Source organism: Paenibacillus sp. NRS-1782 (genome assembly GCF_050467685.1).
Taxonomy (GTDB): domain Bacteria; phylum Bacillota; class Bacilli; order Paenibacillales; family Paenibacillaceae; genus Paenibacillus; species Paenibacillus terrae_A.
The window spans coordinates 91986-108929 of record NZ_JBITPH010000060.1; the positions used below are offsets into that span (position 1 = coordinate 91986).

Sequence of the window (16944 nt, forward strand, 5' to 3'; positions counted from 1 at the left end):
CCTGTTCCATCCTGTTTCTGGCAAACAAAAAAAACCGAAGCTCAACAAATAAACAAGACTGTAAAATCCGCTTATTGATGGCTTAGGTTTTGCCTGCCTTTGCAGTAACAATCCTAAAAATGATGGAATTGCGTCAAGTATAGCCCGAAGACGGGAGATTGTCAACGCTTTCACCCAAGAAACGAAGACCGGAAATCCCCATTATTTTCGGGATGTCCGATCTATTTTCTTGTGGGACGTTACTCTCCCAGATTCTCGCCATCGGAATGAATTACGTTTTTGTACCAGTGGAAGCTTTTCTTTTTAATCCGGTTCAGCGAGCCGTTGCCTTCGTTGTCCCGGTCCACATAAATATAGCCGTAGCGTTTTTTCATCTCTCCCGAGGAAGCGCTGACGATGTCAATAGGGCCCCAACTCGTATAACCGATAATCTCAACCCCATCCTGAAGAGCCTCGCCCATTTCCGCAATATGCCGCTTCAAATAGTCGATCCGGTAATCGTCATTGACTTCTCCTTCAGGAGAGACCACGTCGTTGGCACCAAAGCCGTTTTCCACCACAAACAGGGGCTTTTGGTAGCGGTCATGCAATTGGTTTGCCGTGATACGGAACCCCTTCGGATCAATCGTCCAGCCCCAATCGGACTTGTCCAGATACGGGTTGGATACGGAGCCAAACACATTGCCGCTCGTCATGTTTTTGACAACTTCCGGGTCTGTGCTGGTCGTCCGGCTGGAATAATAACTGAATCCGATATAGTCAACGGTATGATGCTTCAAAATATCCGAGTCGTCTGGTTCCATCTCGATGGAGAGTCCATGATCCTTGAAGAAGCGCTTCGCATAACCAGGATATTCCCCGCGTGACTGCACGTCAATGAAGAAGTAGGACTCGCGGTCTTTTTCCATTCCTTGATAAACATCTTCGGGATTACACGTATACGGATAAAAGCTGCCGGCAGCCAGCATACAGCCAATCTTGGCGTCTGGAATGATCTCGTGGCACGCTTTTACAGCCAATGCACTTGCAACAAGCTGGTGATGTGCAACCTGGTACTGAATTTGTTTGACGTTTTCACCTTCTTGAAATACAAGCCCGGCACCAATAAACGGCAAATGGAGCAGCATGTTAATTTCGTTGAACGTCATCCAATATTTCACTTTATCTTTGTAACGGGCGAATACTGTTTTGGCATATGTTTCAAACAAAGCAACCAGTTTTCGGCTTCGCCAGCTTCCGTATTTATCAATCAGATTGACCGGTACGTCAAAGTGAGCGAGAGTAACCACTGGCTGGATGCCATGTTTAAGCAATTCGTCGAACAGGTCATCGTAAAATTGTAGCCCGGCTTCATTCGGCGTGGCGTCTTCTCCCGTTGGGAAAATACGGGCCCATGCAATGGAAACACGCAGCGCCTTGAAACCCATTTCCGCAAATAACGCAATATCCTCACGATAGCGATGGTAAAAATCAATCGCTTCGTGGGAAGGATAGAATTCGCCTTCGAGCGGAGTGAGCAAGGGAACATTCCCCTGCATGATACTTCTTCTCTTCTCTCCAGTCGGCAACAGATCCACCAGACTCAATCCTTTGCCGTCTTCCAGATAAGCACCCTCGGCCTGATTGGCAGCAAGAGCGCCACCCCATAAAAAGTCTTTCGGAAAAACAAAGCTGGACATAAACGTTCTCCTTCCAAATGTGTGATGGGGGAAAGCCGAAAGGGTTTGGAGAAATAAAAAAACCCAAACTAGCCCAGATACACGTGTAGTGTAGACAAGCCGGTTCAGGTTATGCCCTAACGGTAACATCCCATGAAAAGATTATACGTATTTGATTGAAACTCTAACAAAGATTTGGAAGCCTGTCAAATTCATTTGATGCTACAATCGACAAATATTTAGTTATTTCCACTAGCTTCGCTGTCTCATCGCCTCAAAAAGCAGCACCGTAGAAGCCATCGCCGCGTTCAGCGATTCCGCCTGTCCCTGCATCGGAATGAACACCGATTCATCCACCATACGTGCGGTGGATGCGGAAATACCCTGCCCCTCGTTGCCAATAACAAGCCAAGCGGAAACACGCAAATCAACGGCATAACACGACAGGCTTGCGTCCAGCGAGGTGCTGATCAGTCGGGCACCTTTGCTTTTGGCCTGTGGCAAAAGCTCCTCCAGACTGCCCTCAATCACGGGCAGGTGAAAAAGCGATCCCATCGTAGAGCGGATCGTCTTCGGGTTGTACAGGTCGGCGCAGCCGTGACCCAGAATGACGCCTGCGGCTCCTGCGGCGTCCGCACTACGGATGATGGTGCCTACATTGCCGGGGTCCTGTACCCCGTCCAGCACCATCACCAGCGCATTCGGTTGCTCCAGCAACACCGGGAATGCGCCGCGCTCCTCCTTGCGCACGATAGCAAAGACGGACTGCGGTGTCTTCGTATCGGTGCATTTGGCAATGACCGCCGCCGACACGGGAACCCATTCCACCGGCTGGTCTGCTTGGTCTAGGCCATTCAGCTCGGCAGGAATGCCCTTGTCCAAATCATAGGCAACGCTTTCCACAGCCACGCTAGAACGCAACGCTTCCTGCACCAGATGAATGCCCTCGACGATATATTTATGCTGCCGGGTGCGATGTTTTTTTTCCAGCAGCTGTGCCCATTCCTTTACACGTGTATTGTTCGGTGAAATGATTTCCATTCGTTATCCGTCCGTTCCTTAATAAATAAATGATGTATCATTACATTGCAAAAGCCAGCTCTAGCTTGGTTAAATCATCCTTGTGGCCTACAATAACAAGCACATCCCCCGTCTCCAGCCGATCTTCAGCATAAGGGGAGATATTCATTTCCTGATCTCGGCGAATCGCCATCACGTTACAGCCAAAACGAGCGCGTATATCAAGTTCCTTCAAATTTTTTCCTATCATGGAATCTGCGGCTTTTATCTCCAGAATACTATAATCCTTGGACAGCTCAATATAATCCAGAATATTCGGGGACGTCAAATGATGGGCTACTCGTAACCCCATGTCCCGCTCGGGATAAACCACCTTATCCGCGCCTATCTTTTGCAGCACTTTCCCGTGCAATTCATTTTGCGCTTTTACGATCAGAGCTGGCACTCCCATATCCTTGAGGATTAATGTCGTCAATATACTTGCCTGTATATCTTCGCCAATCGCCACCACGATGACATCAAAATTACGGATACCAAGTGCTCGTAACGCTTCTTCATCCGTCGAATCGGCAGATACCGCATGTGTCACAATATTCGACATTTCCTGTGTGCGCTGTTCGTCCGAATCAATCGCCAGCACGTCAAAGCCCATTTCGCTCAATGCAGTGGCAACACTGGAGCCAAAACGACCCATGCCGATTACCGCATACTGCTTCTTAGCCATTCCTTCCTTACCTCCCGATCACCATACTGTCCGTCATAGTATAGCATAACGCGCCAAAAACATAAATTTGACATGCTTATGCCAAATGCTTCTTCATGTATACCGGGCAGCAGCCCAAGCCATAATACACCCGACAACAATTACAAACATACGGGAGGTACACATGCCCATTACACTGGATTTACGACAAGCCATTGTTCACAAAGTTCACGGCAAATCAGAAGCTGATCTTACCGATATGATTATCGGGTCAGTGGATGGACCAGAGGCCGCTTTGCCCGGATTGGGTGTCATTCTTGAGGTGGCATGGAAGCACATGAACCAGACTCAGCAACAAGAGTTTGTCCACCTAGCACATGAGCAGCTTGATAAAATCAAGCCCGTCCCGCTAACCTGAGTCCTATCTTCAAGCTTTTGTTCAATCCTGCTTCATCCTACTGACCGTATACGAGAATAGTCCACTCGCCGTAACACCGAGTGGACTATTCGTTGTACAGATCAAATAACAGCTTTCATTCCTGTCCTGCTTCTCAAATCCAAATCTTATGGAGCCATCTCCAAAAACTTGGCTGTAGGATTTTTCTCTATAGCTGTCCGCATTGCATACTCATTTTCGAACAAGGCAACATAATTGCCCTTCTTGTCCTTCACCAGCGTAGAGTTAATACGGAATTTGCTTGGATCAATCTGATCATCCACAATCCAGCGTGCAAACTGGAATGGCATACGCTGAAGATGTACATCAACTCCATATTCACCCTTCATGCGGTACTCAAATACTTCAAATTGCAATTGACCAACAACGCCCAGCAGCGTATCGTCAAAGCTTACCGTACGGAACACCTGAATCATACCTTCCTCGGTCAACTGGTCAATACCCTTCAGATACTGCTTGTGCTTCAAGGCATTTTTCACCGTTACCTTGGCAAAAATCTCAGGTGAGAAGGTCGGCAACTCATCAAATACAACCTCTCCACCTTGACTGAGTGAATCCCCAATACGGAAAATACCCGGATCAAACAAGCCGATAATATCGCCCGGGAAAGCTTCCTCGACAATATCGCGGTCCTGCGCGAGAAACTGCTGTGGTTGGGACAACTTAATCTCCTTGCCCATCCGTACATGCTTAACACTCATCCCCCGTTGGAACTTACCAGACACAATACGCAGGAATGCGATGCGGTCACGGTGAGCCGGGTTCATATTGGCTTGGATTTTAAATACATAGCCGGTAAATTTCTCGTTCGTCGGCTCGATTTCCCCCGCTGTACTGTGACGCGGCTCCGGCTTGGGAGCAAGCTGAAGAAAGTTTTCCAAAAACGTTTGAACTCCAAAGTTATTAATCGCACTACCGAAGAATACAGGCGTTAATTCCCCGCGCTGTACTTTCTCCATGTCAAAAGGGTCACCCGCAACATCAAGCAACTCCAGATCCTGACACAATTGGTCATGCAAATACTCACCCGCCATTTCGCGAATGATTGGATCATTGTAATCCTCCACTTTTTGTACCCTGATCGTGGAATGGTCGTCTCCCTGAAACAGCTCGACCTGATTTTTGACACGGTCATAGACACCACACAGCTCACGTCCTGTACCAATTGGCCAGTTCATAGGCACTGAACGGATGCCGAGCACCTGCTCCAGCTCCTCCATCAGATCAAAAGGACTGCGTCCCTCACGGTCCAGCTTGTTAATGAAGGTGAAAATCGGAATGCCACGCTTGGCACAAACCTGAAACAGCTTAATCGTTTGCGCTTCCACACCCTTCGCTACATCAATCAGCATGACTGCGCTATCCGCTGCTGTTAATGTACGATAAGTGTCTTCACTAAAATCCTGGTGACCTGGGGTGTCCAGAATGTTAATGCGATGTCCATTATAATCAAATTGCATAACTGAGGATGTGACCGAAATTCCCCGCTGCTTTTCAATTTCCATCCAGTCACTCGTGGCGTGCTTGCTTGCCTTACGCGCTTTAACTGAACCGGCAAGACGAATCGCGCCCCCGAACAGCAGCAGCTTCTCCGTCAGTGTCGTTTTCCCCGCATCCGGGTGAGAAATAATCGCAAACGTGCGTCGTTTGTCGACTTCCTGTTGAAGTATATCCAGTGTTTTACTCATTTCACATATCCCTTCATGATCAAATCCATTGCGTTCCTGCTCAAGCTATTCATAAAAAGGCCATGATGCACGCCTGTTATCGTAAATTCATTGGTGCTATTGGTTTCTTTACCGTTAGATCCAGTATTCGGCGTACTCCGTTACCATATTCATTATAAATTCGATCTATTTACATGTTTTAGCCTGCCTTTAACGTATAATCAGTTGCAAACCGAAAACCTGAGACTAAGTTATTATAGCACACTCCGAACGCAAAGCATCCCCTTACATCCTGAACAGGACGTAGGGGGATGCTGAACAATTATCTGGATTACTGAGTGCCGCCTACCCGCCAGATGACATTATCTTCATCCTGGCCGCTGACCGGCCACCATTTGAAGCCATCTTGCTCCAGCAGCTTATGAGCTCCTTCCGGTCCCCATGAGCCTGCAGCATAAGTTTCCAGCGTATCAGGGGCTTGTTGCCATGCTTTGGCGATCCGATCCACGAATCTCCATGCTGTCGCAACCTCATCCCAACGCGTAAAGTACGTAGAGTCCCCTTCAATCGCGTCCATCAACAACCGTTCATAAGCCTCAGGTGAGTTGATGCCGACCATACAGCTTTGGCAGAAATCCATAGCCAGCGGTTCAATATCCGATTCCGAACCCGGCTTCTTGGCATTAATCTTGATGTAAATGCCCTCCATCGGATTCACCCGGATCACGAGTAAGTTCGGTTCCAGCTTATGCTTTTGACCAAGATATACGTTCGTAGGCATGCTCTTAAATTCCACAACGATTTCGGTTGTCTTTACAGGAAGACGTTTGCCGGTACGAATGTAGAAAGGAACCCCTGCCCAACGGAAATTATCCACAAATACGCGTGAAGCAAAATAAGTCTCTGTGCTCGACTGTGGATCAACCTTGTCCTCTTCACGATACCCCGGCAACTGCTGACCGCGATAGCTTCCTTCCGTGTATTGACCACGTACCACATTAGTCAACACATCCTCTGCGGATTCAAAAGGACGCAGCGAACGCAGCACTTTCACCTTTTCATCACGGATATCCTCAGGGAGCAAACGACTCGGTGGCTCCATTGCAATCATCGTCAGCATTTGCAGCATATGGTTCTGTCCCATATCCCGCAGAGCGCCGGAATGATCGTAATAACCCCCGCGTTCCTCTACGCCCACGGTTTCACTAAGCGTAATTTGCACATTGGAAATATGCTTATTATTCCACAATGGTTCAAAGAAGGCGTTTGCGAAGCGGATCACTTCGATATTTTGCACCATTTCCTTACCAAGATAGTGATCAATCCGATAAACTTCTTCCTCTTCAAATACTTCGCGTATTTCAACATTCAGTTCTTGCGCAGATTCCAGATTATAACCAAACGGCTTCTCAATGACAAGACGATTCCAGCCCTTGCCATCCATCATACCGCCTTCTTTGAGGCTCTTCGATACGCTTCCAAACAGTTCAGGGGCCAAGGCCAAATAAAACAAGCGGTTCCCCGGAATGCTGAATTTCTTCTCTATGGTCTCTGTCTGCTGTTTCAGTTCATGAAACCCTTCGACATTGTTGATATCCAGTGATTTATATTCAAAATGCTCGGCAAATGCCTGCCATTCTTGATCGTTTTCTGCCTTGTAACGGCTAAACTCCTGTATCGAAGCGTACAGGTCATTACGGAATTCTTCCTCTGTGCGAGGGCGTCTCGCTACGCCAATAACGGCAAAATCCTCACTCAGCTTCCCTTCGCGGTACAAGCTGTAGATCGCAGGAAAAAGCTTGCGGCGGGCCAAATCGCCCGTAGCACCAAAAATAAATAACACAGCGCCTTGCATCACAACAGATTCATTATTAGGTATGTCAGCCATGAAGTACCTCATTCTTCCCATGACAAGATTCCGCTTCCACAGCCCTCGAAATCCGCATGTAGTATTGTGTATACTTATTCAAGATCATACTTGATTTTCGACAAACATGGAACTGAAGATTTGATGACATTTTAGCATATTCGGCATGGATAAGCTATCCGATGAATCATAAATTTACCTTATAAGTCAGTATTCTATCGTAATCAGCGGAAAACCGATCGTAATACGAGTATCCTGATGCTCCTCATCTTCATGCACAGCCATCTGCATATGCACCTGATGCTCACCACTTTGAACTGCCAGAGGTAGCTTCGGTGCTTCATAGGATACAGCCACCGTCGTCGCATCTGTATATCTTTCTTTTGCCTTTATGGACAAGCTTCCTGCTAAACGTGTCTCTGTCAGCTTCATCAGTTGGTCCACGGGCTCATTTGATTTCAGCGAATGCTGAATGGATGTATTCCATACTGCTTGTACTCCCACAGCCGCCAATTGTTCAGCACAAAGCTTATGCAGCCGGATTAACTGCTCACGTCCTGCATGGCTACTCTCCAGCTGAACGACCGTATACCATTGACCAGCTAGCTGCTCCATCACGTTTAAGCGGATTTTCAGTTCTCCACTTCTGCCAACAGATCGATACACCGTGTGTCCATTTTCCTCAACCTTGCTTACGGCGGGAATATTCAGTTGATCGGCTATCCGGTCCGCCATGGCTGCCGGATCATCACCGTAAGAAGTCCAATTACCTTGCCATTTCACAACCAGCTTATCCAGTGTACCAGGAGCCTGATCCGAGACGGTCAATACAGAGCGCAAGTCCGTTTCTGCCTTAAGGGAATCATATCCGGTAGCCTGAAACGTCCCGTAACGCCAGCCTACCAGTAACAGCAACATTCCGAACACCGCGATAGCGACAAGCCCTTTTTGGATGACCTCTGCTTTTAACATCATGGTTCCTCCCGCTCCACTAGCATCCGATTCCTGGAGGCACATTCTGGGTGTTTTTTTCGGCTGGCTTGGATTCTATTAATCTATCAATAGCTTTCCCGTTGCAAGAGGTTTTATACACGCAAGAAGCAAAAGCACATCTTTTAAAAATATTCGTTCACCTGCTGGGTGTTTGACCATACATTATAGGCACCATGAGAATAGACTATGATCACAACGTACCTTATTCAGAAAGAGGTGAAATCATGTTTCCCATATATCCTGTAAATGAAGCCAAGGTGGCACCTCACGGTGGACGTCTGGTCTGTGCTGTTCTGCATGACGGTACACGACATATTGGCATTCTCAGCGGGTGTAGCAAAGGTAAGCTGATGCTGAACGGATATCCATCCTCCTTTTCTAATAGTCTCTATGCCGGAAACTATATTAACAAGGGAAAACAAGAAGCCAAGAAGATATGCTCCAAAAAGAAAAAAAGAAATCCTAAAAACAAAGCAAATTCCTCTGCCAAAATAAGCAGCTTAATCAATCCCCCCAGGGAGCCGCTGAGTCCATCCCCTCCCTATGGTGGATATCGTGGATATGGATACGGAGCCGGACTTGCGCTGGATTTGGCCTTAATCGCCTTTCTGTTCTTACTTATTTAAATACCGTTTTAAGGTTCGAAAAAAACCGGAGAGCTGCCGCAGTCTCCGGTTCGTTGTATTCACCTATTTAATTTGGAACCTGTTCAGCAGCGTAAAATGGCTCCATTCTTTGGTATTTCATAGTATCAGTCCGTTCTACACGTTACTCCGCTAATCCGTTTTTGTAGGCATAGATTGCCGCCTGTGTGCGGTCCTCTACCCCCAGCTTGGCCAGAAGGTTCGTGACATGAAATTTCACTGTCTTGATCCCGATGATCAGCTCATCTGCAATATCCTGATTGGATTTACCCTGTGCCAACAGCCGGAGCACTTCCATTTCACGATCCGTCAGTTCCGCATGCGCAGGCGCTTCAGCCTGCGGCTGGCGAAATCGGTTCATCATCTTGGAAGCCACCTGTGATTCCAGCACAGACTGTCCGCGTGCCGCTGCACGGATCGCATCCGCAACCTCGGATGCACGGGAGGTTTTGAGCAGATAGCTGAACGCGCCTGCTTCAATAACAGGATACATTTTCTCATCGTCCAAATAACTCGTCAGTACGATGACCTTCGTCTCTGGAAGCAGGCGTGTCACTTGGCGAGTCGTCTCAATTCCATCCATGCCGTCCATAACCAGATCCATTAAAATCACATCCGGCTTGTATTCCGTAGCCAGTCGTATGCCTTCTTCCCCGCTTCCGGCCTCGCCTACCACTTCAATGCCTTCTTCCGTGCCCAACACCGCCGCCAGACCAATCCGCACCATTTCATGGTCGTCTACCAGCAGTACGCTAATCGGCAATTCCGTTTCCATGATCATCGTTCCTTCCGCTTTCATCATTTATAACCGGCACCGATACCTCAATTCGTGTTCCTTTCCCCGGAGCCGTTATATACTGGATAGCTCCCCCAATCTCGCTGACCCGCTCCTGCATCGTGGACAATCCATACGAAGTCTGCTTTTTATCATCCAGCTCGAATCCAATTCCGTTATCCCTAATCGTTAACCGAACGGAATCCGGGCGTTGCACGATACGAATCTCCATGCGGCTTGCTTTGGCATGACGCAACGTATTAGACATAGCTTCCTGAACGATGCGAAACAAATGGTTCTCAATACCTTTAACCAACTGCACTCCGCTCTCCATCTCAAAATCAATCTCCATGGGAACCTTGGCCTGCAATTCCTGTATCAAATCACGCAATCCTTGTTCCAGCTGCTTGCCCTCCAAATAAACAGGTCGTAAATGAAGCAGTAACGCCCTCATTTCGGATTGCGCCACCGAGGACATTTCTTCAATCAATGCAACCTGACGCTGCGCCTTGTCAAAATCCTTATCCAGCGTCCTGCCTACAGCCGTCGCCGTCATCGAAATGGCGAACAATTGCTGCGACACTGCATCATGTAGCTCCCTCGCCAATCGCTGCCTTTCCTCGACAATCGCGGTCACTCTGGCCTGCTCTGCCAGCTGTGCATTGTTGGTGGACAGGCGTTGCAAAGAAGTAACCTGCTCTTGCCATTTGTGCCCGATTCGCTCCAGTTGCTCACCCAGCCTGCCCAACTCATCATGACCCAGTGGCGGCAGCTCCCGGGCAGGGGTCCCCTTTTCCCACATCAGCAGCGTCTCCCGCAGCTTTTCCAGCCTGCTTTTGAAGCGATAGCTCTCATAAAAACCGTATATTGCCCCGGTGCCAATCAGTACCATGACGACGGCTCCCACAAATTTCAATATCATTCCCCAGGTTGGGAACGACTTCACATATCCATATGTATACAGCATATAAAAAACAACTACGCCCACAACAACACACAGGAGGATACCTTCACCCATACTGCGGGTTACCATGTTGGACGTTTTTTTATGATTCATCCCGGCTCCTCCTGATCAATAAAATCGGACACGCACATCGCCCGCCAAATACGAAATGACAAACTTCACTTTATATTCACTCTGCGCATAATTGGGTGACTTCCAAACCAGACGATTGAGCATACCCGCCTCATGATCACGGTCAAATTGAATCTGCCCGAACAACACGAACATTTCCACCTCTACACCGTAATTATCCGGTAGCGTGATGTCAATATCACCGAAGATCCCCTGCAAAAATATAACGGACTCACGTTCTTCCGGAAGTGCCAACGTCAAATCAGCATCCACATCCCCAACTACATGCCATATACTTGTGCTGCGCAAGCTCCACGGCACTTCGTCCCATTTATGATTGGATATAAAATTGTGCTTGAATATCGAGCTTTGACCCTTATGCAGCTTTCTTGAACGTGAATAAAATACAGCTAGCGACCCTATAGTTACTAGCACAAAAAGGAATAGATGATCCAGTACGAGTAGCCCTGCCCCGATTGCGAGCATTCTATAGCCCTTTTTGATTTTGGAATTACGAATCTTATATATTCCTGCCAACATCAGGATCAGTGCAATCACGGAGAGGAAGCCAATCCACTGACCGAATAAAATGATAATCCCGATTGCGATACCTGCCAGTGCCAAGACTGATTTCCTTTTCTCCATGCTGCACCCCCTTTATATACAGGAAGGAAAAGCCATAGTGGCGCGACAAGCCGCCAAATGGCTTTTCCGAGCCATACAGATTGAGCACTATAATTGACCAGTGTCCATTCCATAAAGCATATCATAATGTCTTATTTTCGAGTAGTCAGTCCTTCTTTATATCTACTGGTTTAGCACCCGTTTGAATTTTGGATTTGAGCTGTTGAAGCTGCTCATCCACTTTAAACTGTTTTTCAGCCTCTGCCGGATTGACATACGCTTCTCCCGGAGCTTGACGGTAAGGGGCACGCAGTACGTCAGCTTCTGCTTCCATTTGCATGATTTTTTCTTCCATGCGGTGAAAGCCCAGCGAAGCAGATCCGCTTTCAATCGTGTGCAGACTGTTGATTTGCGACATTTGTTTTTTGGCTTTTGCCATTTGAGCGCGAGATACCAGCTCATTGCGCTTGTTGCGCATTTTGTAGAACTCATCCTTCATGTCGTGAAGCTGCTGCACCAATTCTTTGGCTTGAAGCTCGGCTTGCGAGTGCAGGTCGCGGTATTCATCTTGTTTTTGTGTAAAATAGATCTTTTCGCCTAGCAGCTTGCGTGCTACTTCCTCCTGGCCGTTCCGCAATGCGGATTCTGCTTGTTGTTCACGCTCATTAGATACTCTTACTGCTTCCTCCAAGCGCTGTTTCATGCGACTTTCATTTGCCATTTGCTTGGCAACCGTTACTTCTGCCTCGTGAATTTCCGCCTCCATATCACGCAGATATTGGTTTAGCATAATAATCGGGTCTTCCACTTTATCCAGCACTTCATTCACCGATGCTCTTGTCATATCCTTCATTCTTTTAAAGATTCCCATTATTTACGATCTCCCTTCTCGAATTGCTCTAATTTTTTGCGTAACTCTGCCAACTCTTTTTTCATTGCTTTTTTCTCGATATCTTCCATCATGGAATCTAGATCACTGTTAGGACCTGTGTTAAATTTGGATGAATGACGGGCATCTTGACCAAAAGATTGGTTCGGATTACCGTATGCTCCGCCCTGATTGTAACCAGTTCCCGGTCCATACTGTGAACCGGTGCTGTTCCCGCCATAATAGCGTGAATCCTGTTGATTGTAAGGCCCGCTGTTGGGACCAAATCCTCCATCATAAGGGGATCTCGGCTCCTTGGAGATAACCAGCGCCGCAATCACATAAATCATAAACGTGGTTCCTGCTGTAATAAAGAAACTGATCACAACCAGAATACGAATCCAAGTTGAGTCCATCCCTGTTGCATCAGAAAGACCGCCGCATACACCTGTTAATACTCTATCCCGGTTTGATCGGTAAATTCGGGTCATAATCAACTTACTCCTTCCCGCTGTTGTTCAGCTTGCTCTTCAGTCTCGCCCACTCTTGTTCGAGCAGCGATTCGCCGCCATGGGCATCCTGCGTGTGACCGCCTTCTCCCCGCCGCAAATCACGCAAGCTCAGCGTTTCTGCTTCCATATCGGCTACCCGATCTTCCAAGCGGTTGAACATTCGGGGAACATTTCGTCCACCGTATGTACCTGCCCGTTCGTTCATCTGCTGCTGGAGTCTCAACGTTTGTACACGTGCCGCATAATACTGGCGTTTACTGTTTACCGTTTGATATTCCGTTTTTAAGGTATTTAGCTGATGCTCCAATTCACGTAGCGATTCACGGCTCTGCTCCCACAGTTCTCCATACTGCTCTTCTTTTTCTGCGTACAGCATTTTTTCCTGAAGGGCCAGCTTTGCAATGTGTTCTTCATCTGCCTTTAAAGCCAGCAGCGCCTGTTCCTCCCGTTTAATCTGCATGGACACTGCGTGATCCAGTTGTTGCTTCATCTGTCTTGTGTGCACTGCGTATTGCTGATGAAGCTTTTCCGCTTCGGCAATATCCTCGCGGGTGTTATATAAGAACTGGTCAATCAGTTGTATCGGATCTTGGCTTTGTTCCAAATGCTCATTGAAGGTCGCTACGGTAATATCACGCATTCTACGAAACACACTCATTTGCGTCTTCTCCTTTCACATTTCGTATTTTCATATCTTCATACTTCGTTTCTGTAATTCACATTACCCGTGAATCCATCAATCTCAGTAACGTCTTCTGCGGTCACTCAGCAGTGAAACACCGAATATGATTAACCCAATTGCCAGCAGTGGCCCCAGAAGCCATGACAGCTTGCCTAGTAAAACCAGTACCCCGATTACAAGCACAATCCATCCGAAGACCACATTTCCTCTTTTCACACCGTAGTAACCTAGCATGATCATCACTATCGGGATTAAGTAACCGATCAAGTGTCCTACAAAGTAACCGAAAAATGGAGTAAACTTACCGAGCAGCATAATCGAACCCAATACAATCAGTACAATAGCCAACCCATTGCCTTTGTTAACTCTCATCATCTCTCACCGCCTTTCACTGTGTCTTGCTTATGTCCTTATTGTACGCTGATCCGCAGTTCGCCAAAACGGACCCCAGACGGTTTTTGAACCTAGACCTAAGTCGGGGGTGCATACAGACCTGCGGCTATCACCCTCTATGTTGTTCTGACGCACGGGCTGCTGGGTGTTGCTCACCCGCTTGCTTAGAGCGTAGTGAAAGGACGAGACAAGCCAGTAACGCTATAGCTGCAACCATATAAGGCAGGTTAATATGAACATCGAACAGCAATCCTGCAATCAGTGGTCCGATCACATTACCCAAACTTGTATAAGATGAGTTCATTCCAGCCACGAACCCCTGCTCATCCCCTGCCTGCCGTGATAAGGATGTGCTTACGGCTGGACGAAGAATGTCCATGGCCAGAAAAATGATAAAAGTCGTCAACATAATCATGGCGTACTGCTCGGCAAACAGTGTCAAAAAAATGAATAATCCCGCAACAGCCAGACAGATATGAATGATCTTTTTCTCGCCAAAACGATTAATAATCCAGCCAAATATAGTCGCTTGGACAACTGCACCCAGAATGGAACCTGTGGTTATAATGATGGCAATATCCACTGGCGTAAAACCATATTTATGATCTACAAACAATCCGAACACCGTTTCAAAGTTAGCCAGCCCAAAAGCAACCACAAACACAATGACCAATCCCATGAAATAAGGAGAACGATACGACTTGGCAAATTGCTGCAAAAGGTTTTCCTTTTGCCGTGGAAGCTCTGTATTATACCGTTGCTTTTCCTTGCTTAAGGATTCGGGCAGCACTAGCAAAGACAAGATAGCGGCTATCCCCGCAGCTCCCGCGGCTGCAAAAAAGGGAATACGTATTCCGTAAGTGGCCAGCAAACCACCAATGCCTGGTCCGATAATAAACCCAGTGTTAATCGCTGCGTTAATCATCCCCATTCCCCGGCCTCTTTCCTCGAATGAGGTCACGTCAGCGACATACGCCATAATAGAAGGAGTAAGCAGTGCGGCCCCCGCTCCGCCCATGATTCGAGCTACAAACAAGGTAGGTACCGAACTAGCCAGTCCAAAAACAAGCTCGGACAACATAAAAATAAACATACCCGAAACGATCAATTTTTTACGTCCATAACGATCAGACCACTTGCCCGCCAATGGTGATAACAAAAGTTGCGTCAGGGCAAAAGACGCGACCATCAGTCCCATCGAGGAACCATTCATTCCCAGCTCGCTTATAAATTTAGGTAATACGGGAACAACCAATCCAATCCCCATGAATGCCAAAAAGATGTTAAGCATCAGTAACAGCATAGCTCCTCGATTTCGTGTCAGCATAGACATGTTTCAATCCTTCCTTTTCCTGTGTATCTTTTTATTATTTATCATTTCTTAAACTTGCTTACCTTATCTTTCGGAAACAATAAAACTTAAATAGTTTTATCAGTTTTCTTATAAAAAAATAACCTCTTCAAATATGTAACATATTGTTGAGGCTATTTTCTATTTTTTGACCAGTCCAAATAACAAAATATCTACAATAGAATAAATAGCCTCCTCTACTGTCACACTGTTATCCAGAAAAAATCGCTGATCAAGCGTTAAATTTATAGAATCAATAATAAGTCTCATGATGAGAGCCTCGTTTTTATTTACAATAATCCCTTCCTGGATGCCCTGCTGGATTAATGCTCTGATCTGGGGCCAATCATTCAAATCGGTATGCACCCTTTTCCAATGCTCAGGATAATATTTTTTCATTTGATCCAGGATTCGTAAATCATAAAAATCATTGTATTGCGGTATGACCCTGATCGACTGCTTAATCTTCTCTAGCAAGGTTAATTGATCGTTTTCGACAATTTGCTTGGTTTTTCGAATCATATCATCATTCGTACGCTCTATAAGCGTTTCTAAAATGAGTGTTTTGGACGAAAAATGCTCATATAAGGTACGCTTACTAATAGCGAGTCTTTTTGCAAGATCATCCATGGTAAATTTCAATCCACTTTCATGCGTCTCCTCCACAAAAGCTTCTAGAATCCTTTCCTTCATATTCATCCCCCATCCTTTATACCAAATTAAACTATAAACGTTTTTTCAGTACCAATATCCTACTACACAATTAAAGTACCGGTCAAATTTACATTTCTATAAAAATATAAATATAACCATCACCTCGTAGTTAAGCGTATGATAAGACCTTGTTAAAGTACCACTGATCTTCGCTACTCAGATCAGCGGCTTTAAGATTCATATTTTTTCCTTTTCAATCTAAAATGCTCAGTGTGGTATTAATAATACCCGATAACTTCTCTTGATTGGTTGCTGTTTTGACCAACGTACGTAACCCTAACCAAGCATTCATGAAGTAATGAGAAAGGGCTTCAGGGTCAAGCTGAGCTTCGAATTCACCTGTTTGTTGACCAATAAGAATGAGATTATATAACAACTTCTCCGTTTTTGAATAGCTATCTTCAACTAAGGAGGCAACTTCTGGATCTAATAATCCCAACTCCACACCCGAATTAACGATGAAACACCCTTGGGGGTCTCCTTTTTTCTGTAGAGTGGTCTCAAAAAATTGTCGAATTAATTCCTTAACCGGTTCTTGCTTGTCAACCAATAATCTCATTTTGTTGTTTTGAATAGCCTCGTATCGTTTGAGTGCATTTATAAACAAAGCATGCTTATCCCCAAAAGTATCATAGATGCTTTTTCTGTGAATTCCCATAAAGTCGACTAATTCTTGCATCGAGGTTTTCTCGTACCCTTGCATCCAAAAGAGTTGTATCGCTTTATCTAATACTTCATTAACTTCAAATTCTTTATATCTTGCCATTTCCATCACCTCATGCATTCATTATACATTTAAGTAGATGATCAGCAAACTTGAGGGTAAAACGCAAAAAAATCAAAGCGTGTGCTTTTGAAGCCTTGAAGCATATTAGAACAACCGAAAAACAGTTCGATTTATCAACTTTATATGTTTTGACCCACGCCTGTTGAATAACCAA

17 protein-coding genes and 1 pseudogene are annotated in these 16944 nt (G+C 46.2%); 2 read left to right on the top strand and 16 right to left on the bottom strand.

From position 1 onward, the window contains the following. Positions 1–239: 239 nt before the first annotated feature. The 3 genes and pseudogenes from ACIFQM_RS22420 to ACIFQM_RS22430 all read right to left on the bottom strand — a co-directional run. Complete coding sequence (locus ACIFQM_RS22420) at positions 240–1679, bottom strand: 6-phospho-beta-glucosidase (protein WP_430066140.1); 1440 nt, start codon at positions 1677–1679, stop codon at positions 240–242. Positions 1680–1910: 231 nt separating this feature from the next. Further along, positions 1911–2699, bottom strand: coding sequence for a TrmH family RNA methyltransferase (locus ACIFQM_RS22425; RefSeq protein ID WP_430038052.1), 789 nt, complete (start codon positions 2697–2699; stop codon positions 1911–1913). 40 nt (positions 2700–2739) lie between these two features. Continuing rightward, positions 2740–3405 (bottom strand): annotated as a pseudogene (locus tag ACIFQM_RS22430) (potassium channel family protein); the annotation flags it as partial. A 160-nt stretch (positions 3406–3565) separates the two neighbouring features. Here ACIFQM_RS22430 and ACIFQM_RS22435 point away from each other — a divergent pair. Further along, entirely contained in the window at positions 3566–3799 is a 234-nt protein-coding gene (locus ACIFQM_RS22435; protein WP_044648543.1) for a small acid-soluble spore protein SspI, read from the top strand. A 146-nt stretch (positions 3800–3945) separates the two neighbouring features. On the opposite strand, the gene ACIFQM_RS22440 is transcribed toward ACIFQM_RS22435, so the two are convergent. The 3 genes from ACIFQM_RS22440 to ACIFQM_RS22450 all read right to left on the bottom strand — a co-directional run bounded on the left by ACIFQM_RS22440 (position 3946) and on the right by ACIFQM_RS22450 (position 8344). Next, on the bottom strand, positions 3946–5526 hold the full coding sequence (locus ACIFQM_RS22440; RefSeq protein WP_430038050.1) for a peptide chain release factor 3: 1581 nt from the start codon (positions 5524–5526) through the stop codon (positions 3946–3948). Between the two features lie 310 nt (positions 5527–5836). Next, positions 5837–7393 (bottom strand): glucose-6-phosphate dehydrogenase, encoded by a 1557-nt coding sequence (gene zwf / locus ACIFQM_RS22445; RefSeq protein WP_430038047.1) that lies wholly within the window; start codon positions 7391–7393, stop codon positions 5837–5839. Between the two features lie 186 nt (positions 7394–7579). Continuing rightward, positions 7580–8344 (bottom strand): YwmB family TATA-box binding protein, encoded by a 765-nt coding sequence (locus ACIFQM_RS22450; protein WP_430038044.1) that lies wholly within the window; start codon positions 8342–8344, stop codon positions 7580–7582. Between the two features lie 245 nt (positions 8345–8589). Between ACIFQM_RS22450 and ACIFQM_RS22455 the strand changes: the two genes are divergently transcribed. After that, positions 8590–8991 (top strand): hypothetical protein, encoded by a 402-nt coding sequence (locus ACIFQM_RS22455; protein ID WP_430038041.1) that lies wholly within the window; start codon positions 8590–8592, stop codon positions 8989–8991. Between the two features lie 142 nt (positions 8992–9133). Here ACIFQM_RS22455 and ACIFQM_RS22460 read toward each other — a convergent pair whose 3' ends face one another. The 10 genes from ACIFQM_RS22460 to ACIFQM_RS22505 form a co-directional block, all read right to left on the bottom strand. Further along, a complete protein-coding gene (locus ACIFQM_RS22460; protein WP_044648538.1) occupies positions 9134–9784 on the bottom strand; it encodes a response regulator in 651 nt (216 codons plus the stop codon). Beyond that, complete coding sequence (locus tag ACIFQM_RS22465; RefSeq protein ID WP_430038038.1) at positions 9762–10841, bottom strand: histidine kinase; 1080 nt, start codon at positions 10839–10841, stop codon at positions 9762–9764. The genes ACIFQM_RS22460 and ACIFQM_RS22465 overlap by 23 nt, the downstream gene beginning before the upstream one ends. A gap of 15 nt (positions 10842–10856) precedes the next feature. Further along, the gene (gene liaF / locus ACIFQM_RS22470; RefSeq protein ID WP_430038035.1) at positions 10857–11504 is read right to left on the bottom strand and encodes a cell wall-active antibiotics response protein LiaF; all 648 of its coding nucleotides are present in this window, start codon (positions 11502–11504) and stop codon (positions 10857–10859) included. A 145-nt stretch (positions 11505–11649) separates the two neighbouring features. After that, positions 11650–12354: a PspA/IM30 family protein gene (locus ACIFQM_RS22475; protein WP_430038032.1), complete on the bottom strand. Its 705-nt coding sequence runs from the start codon at positions 12352–12354 to the stop codon at positions 11650–11652. Further along, complete coding sequence (locus ACIFQM_RS22480) at positions 12354–12842, bottom strand: PspC domain-containing protein (RefSeq protein WP_430038029.1); 489 nt, start codon at positions 12840–12842, stop codon at positions 12354–12356. The genes ACIFQM_RS22475 and ACIFQM_RS22480 overlap by 1 nt, the downstream gene beginning before the upstream one ends. Positions 12843–12849: 7 nt before the next feature. Next, positions 12850–13521: a PspA/IM30 family protein gene (locus tag ACIFQM_RS22485; RefSeq protein WP_430038026.1), complete on the bottom strand. Its 672-nt coding sequence runs from the start codon at positions 13519–13521 to the stop codon at positions 12850–12852. Between the two features lie 84 nt (positions 13522–13605). Then, entirely contained in the window at positions 13606–13917 is a 312-nt protein-coding gene (locus ACIFQM_RS22490) for a LiaF transmembrane domain-containing protein (protein WP_430038023.1), read from the bottom strand. A 130-nt stretch (positions 13918–14047) separates the two neighbouring features. Beyond that, positions 14048–15271 (bottom strand): MFS transporter, encoded by a 1224-nt coding sequence (locus ACIFQM_RS22495; protein WP_430038020.1) that lies wholly within the window; start codon positions 15269–15271, stop codon positions 14048–14050. 159 nt (positions 15272–15430) lie between these two features. Then, entirely contained in the window at positions 15431–15982 is a 552-nt protein-coding gene (locus ACIFQM_RS22500; protein WP_430038241.1) for a TetR/AcrR family transcriptional regulator, read from the bottom strand. Positions 15983–16196: 214 nt separating this feature from the next. Next, positions 16197–16769: a TetR/AcrR family transcriptional regulator gene (locus ACIFQM_RS22505; RefSeq protein WP_430038017.1), complete on the bottom strand. Its 573-nt coding sequence runs from the start codon at positions 16767–16769 to the stop codon at positions 16197–16199. Between the last annotated feature and the right edge of the window lie 175 nt (positions 16770–16944).